Genomic DNA, 3,989 nt, shown 5'->3' with positions numbered 1-3,989 from the left:
GAAGACGCGATAGGGCATGATCTCGCCCGAGCCCTCCAGGAGATAATGCCGCTCCATGTCCCCCTTCCGGCCGGCAAACGGATCTCTTCCGGCTTCGAGCGAAGCCAGGACGGACTCGGCGGCGGCCAGCTCCTCGGCAATCTGAAAACCACCGATCTCCATCTTGCCGCGATTTATATCGCGGATGCGATCGAGAGGATAGAGCACGTCGGCCCGGCGCGCCTCGAAGCCGCGGATCATTTTCAGCCCGGCTTCAATCGACCGCAGCCTCTCGGTCAATCCGCTCCGCAGATCGACGGCCAGCGCCGCGGCGCCGAGGGACTTGTCCCGATCAAAGAGCTCCGCTTGGACGACATAGGCACCGTCTTCGATGCCCGTCCAATCGAGCTCGATCCGGCAGGGCTCGTCCAGGAGGTCGCGGCTGATCCCGTCCTGCGTCGCAAGATCCTTGACCTTGTCCCCCGGCTGGAAGCCGAGCGCCGCGCGTCGGGGACGATGAAGGGATACCCGGGCCGTGAGCGGCCCGGTTATCTGAAGGCGCGGAGCATAGATCAGTTCGATGCGGATGGAGACGGGCTGTTTGGAATCCAGGACGACCCCATCGGCACGCAGGACCAGCGCATTCGAGAAATCGAGCTCGTCGGTCCACTCCCGGCCGGCGAGAAGAGTCTGGCCCTGGGCCAGCAGGCGGCGGACTTCGGCGGTCCGGCCCCAGCGCGTCGCTTCCGCAATCGCTTTGTCGATGACGGCCAGCTTGTCTTTCAGCTCGCCCTGGGGATTGGCCTGCGATTTCGCAGCGTTATAGACGATACGCGCGACGGACAAGTTCGGCCGGGCTTGCGCCGCCGCATTGGCCGCGATCACGGGTGCGATCAATAGGATCAGCCCGACCTGGATGAGCCGTTTATTCCTGTTCATAGAGACTCCCTGGATGCGATATGACCTATCCGAGCAAAACAATATCTTCGGCGGACGAGAAATTACTCTTCATCCTTAATCGGGAGTGTAGGGCTTGGCGCCGGATTATGTCAAATCCCGAGCCGAGCGCTTGACCGCCGGAGCGCCCTCCGTGAGAAGGGACGCTATCGAACGACCGCGGGCAGGACGTATCGCTCCATCATTTTGTCGACCTGGGGATGCGCATAGGACTTGCCGTAGGCGGTCGCCGTGACGACGACGACGAGGGGTTGATCGGTAAAGACATAGATCTTGCTGCCGCCGTTTCCCGTAGCAAAAAATGTTTCGTTCGGCCGGCCGTTCGCCCGGTAGGTCGTGTTCCAGAAGAGAAGGCCGTAGCTCGTGTTTTCCCTGGTCGGCACCTTCAGATAACGATGAAAAGTCGCCTCGACCCAGGACTTGGGCAGAACGGGCCGGCCGTCCCATAAGCCGCCGTTTTTATAGAGCTGCCCGAACTTGGCCAAGTCCAAGGCCGTCAGGGCTAAGCCGCCCGCGGTATTGACGACTTTTTGGGGCGTGTACTGCCACTCGTATTTTGTGATCCCCAAAGGCTTGAACAGCTCTTGATCCGCGTAGCGCTCCAAACCGCCGGGGACGACCTTGTCGAGGATGTCGCCCAAAAGGACGACGCCGGCCGTGAAATAGTCCCATTGCTTCCCGTTTTCTTTGGCTTCGTCCATGGGCAGGTCCAGCGCGAACTTCACCCAATCGGCGGTCGGGTACATCTTTTCTTCGTTGCCGGGCGAATCCATGTCCTGATCGGAGCCGCCGAACGCGGAGCTCATGGTCAGGAGGTCGCGCAAAGTGACGCTGCTTTTCTTCGGCGAGGGATGAGCGAAGGCGCCGAGATCGTACGACTCGCCCAACGTCCGATCGAGGTTCTTGATATAGCCGTCCCGGAGAGCCAAACCCGTCAACGCCGAGGCGAAGGACTTCCCCACCGACCGGGTGTTGTGGAGCGACGTTCGGCCCACCCCGTTAAAGTATTCCTCGATCAGGAGCTTGCCGTCCTTGATGACGATAAGGCTGGTAATGTCCTTGAAATCACGCTGGGCGATTTTCCGCTTCAAGTCCCGGATCTTTTCCCGGTCAAAGGGGTCCGCCGAGACAGGCCAGCCGCTGCCAGGAAGGATCGTCTGAGGCGCGATTTTCGACTCATCCACTTCGGGCTTAACGACCTTCAAGACGATCCGCCCGGAAGCGATGATCTCCCCCGTCTTCAGATCCGGGCTTTTTATGTAGGGACGGATCTCGATTTTCAGTTCGTGCATCCCCGCCGTGAACGCATCCTCCCCGCCGGACATGAGGAATCGATTCCAAAGGAAGCGGCCCCAGGAGTCCTCCGCCGTCGTGCTCATCAACGGGACGCGATAAGTCGTTTGAGTGATCTTGCCGTTGATGCCGCCGGCCCCGGGTGGGAGATTCTCCGTATAAGTCACGGTCCCGTTGACGATAAATGTGAATTGATAATTGCCCGCCGCGCTTAATTCTTCGACGCTCTTTCCGGGTGCCAATCGATGGAGATAGTTTATGAGCGAATTCTCCATGAAGACACGGATGTTCAGGTCCCCCGCTTCCCGCAGTTCAAACGTCTTCAATAAATCCTTCTCCCCGAGGTCCGCCAAGGGGACGGGCTTAGCCATGAACGTGACTTCGCCGAGATGGGCCTTATGGAGGGGACCGGTGAGGCCATCGTTCTTGACCAGGTCCTGGCTTCTTCCGGCGGTGATCGAGCCTATCGCGAGACAGAGGATGACGGGGATCATAGCTTTTTTCACGATGAATCCTTCCCGGAGGCGCCAGGAGACGCCGCCGCTAATAGGATACGGCCGGGAGCGGCTCCGGGTTGGCAAGCCGAGCCGGGAGCGGACAGGCCGGCCGTTAATTCTCCCCGCAGTCCGGCCCTAGTTGCCGAGTGCCGTTTGAGAATAATTCGGAAAAAGAGGAAACTAAAATTCGCTTTTATGCGTCTATTCAATTGGATGATTCCAACCTTATGGAGGGCTCTATGCCGATTTCCCGCCGCCAAGCCGTGAAGTACGCCGTCATGTCCCTGCTTCTGGCCTCTTTTCTGACCGGGGCGATCCCGCTCCGGGCCCAGGACAATCCCCTCTGGCTTCGCTATCCTGCTGTCTCGCCGGACGGCCAGACGATCCTCTTCTGCTACAAGGGCGACATCTACAGGGTTCCGGCCGCGGGCGGTCCGGCGATTCCGCTGACCCTGAGCGAAGCTTATGACTACTCTCCCGTCTGGAGTCACGACGGCAAGTCCGTCGCCTTCGCTTCCGACCGCTACGGCAACTTCGACGTGTTCATCATGCCGGCCGCGGGCGGCGAAGCCAAGCGGCTGACGTTCCACTCGTCATCCGACCTCCCCAGCGGATTCACGGCCGATGACAAGGCGATCCTGTTCACGTCGGCCCGCCAGGATGCGGCATCCAACGTGCAATACCCGATGTCGACGTACCCGGAGCTGTACAGCGTCCCGGTGGGCGGCGGCGAAGCGGCCCTGGTCCTGACCAAGCCGGCCATCGCGGCCACGGTCAGCCCGGCCGGCGACAAGATCATCTATCACGACCAGAAGGGCTACGAAAGCGAGTGGCGCAAACACCACACCTCCTCCATCGCCCGGGACATCTGGGTTTACGACCGAAAGGCCAAGACGAACCGGATGCTGACCAACTTTAAAGGCGAGGACCGAAACCCCGTCTTCGACGGCAACGGCGACGACTATTATTACCTCAGCGAACAGAGCGGCTCCTTTAACATCTATAAAAGCTCACTGAGCAAGCCCGCGGTTTCCACCCAGTTGACGAGCTTCGCCAAGAACCCCGTCCGCTTCCTGACCCGGGCCGCCACGGGGCTTCTCTGCTTCGGTTACGACGGCGAGATCTACACCAAGGCCGGCGCGGCGGCGCCGAAGAAGGTCGACATCCGCATCGCCGCGGACGGGCGCCAGGTGCTGGAACGCACCGTGCCCATCGGCGGCGGCATCACCGAGGGGCGCCTCTCGCCCAACGGCAAGGAAGTCG

3 protein-coding genes are annotated in these 3,989 nt (G+C 60.7%); 1 reads left to right on the top strand and 2 read right to left on the bottom strand.

Going from position 1 to position 3,989, the window contains the following annotated elements; genetic code table 11:
• A partial coding sequence (locus NTZ26_15795) for a hypothetical protein (protein ID MCX6561958.1) occupies positions 1 to 918 on the bottom strand: 918 nt, incomplete at its 3' end.
• Positions 919 to 1,082: 164 nt separating this feature from the next.
• Positions 1,083 to 2,723 carry a serine hydrolase gene (locus tag NTZ26_15790; protein ID MCX6561957.1) on the bottom strand — a complete coding sequence of 547 codons (1,641 nt, stop codon included), beginning with the start codon at positions 2,721 to 2,723 and terminating at the stop codon, positions 1,083 to 1,085.
• Positions 2,724 to 2,965: 242 nt separating this feature from the next.
• Here NTZ26_15790 and NTZ26_15785 point away from each other — a divergent pair.
• Positions 2,966 to 3,989, top strand: a 1,024-nt coding sequence (locus NTZ26_15785; protein ID MCX6561956.1) for a peptidase S41, incomplete at its 3' end; no start/stop codon positions are given.

The organism is Candidatus Aminicenantes bacterium (genome assembly GCA_026393855.1).
In the GTDB taxonomy this organism is placed as follows: domain Bacteria; phylum Acidobacteriota; class Aminicenantia; order Aminicenantales; family UBA4085; genus UBA4085.
The sequence above is the reverse complement of the archived record's forward strand: the minus strand, read 5'-3'. Positions and strand labels throughout refer to the sequence as shown.

Excerpts from the sequence above, each read along its gene's own strand:
- NTZ26_15790 (MCX6561957.1), bottom strand. The coding sequence starts at position 2,723 with ATGATCCCCGTCATCCTCTGTCTCGCGATAGGCTCGATCACCGCCGGA.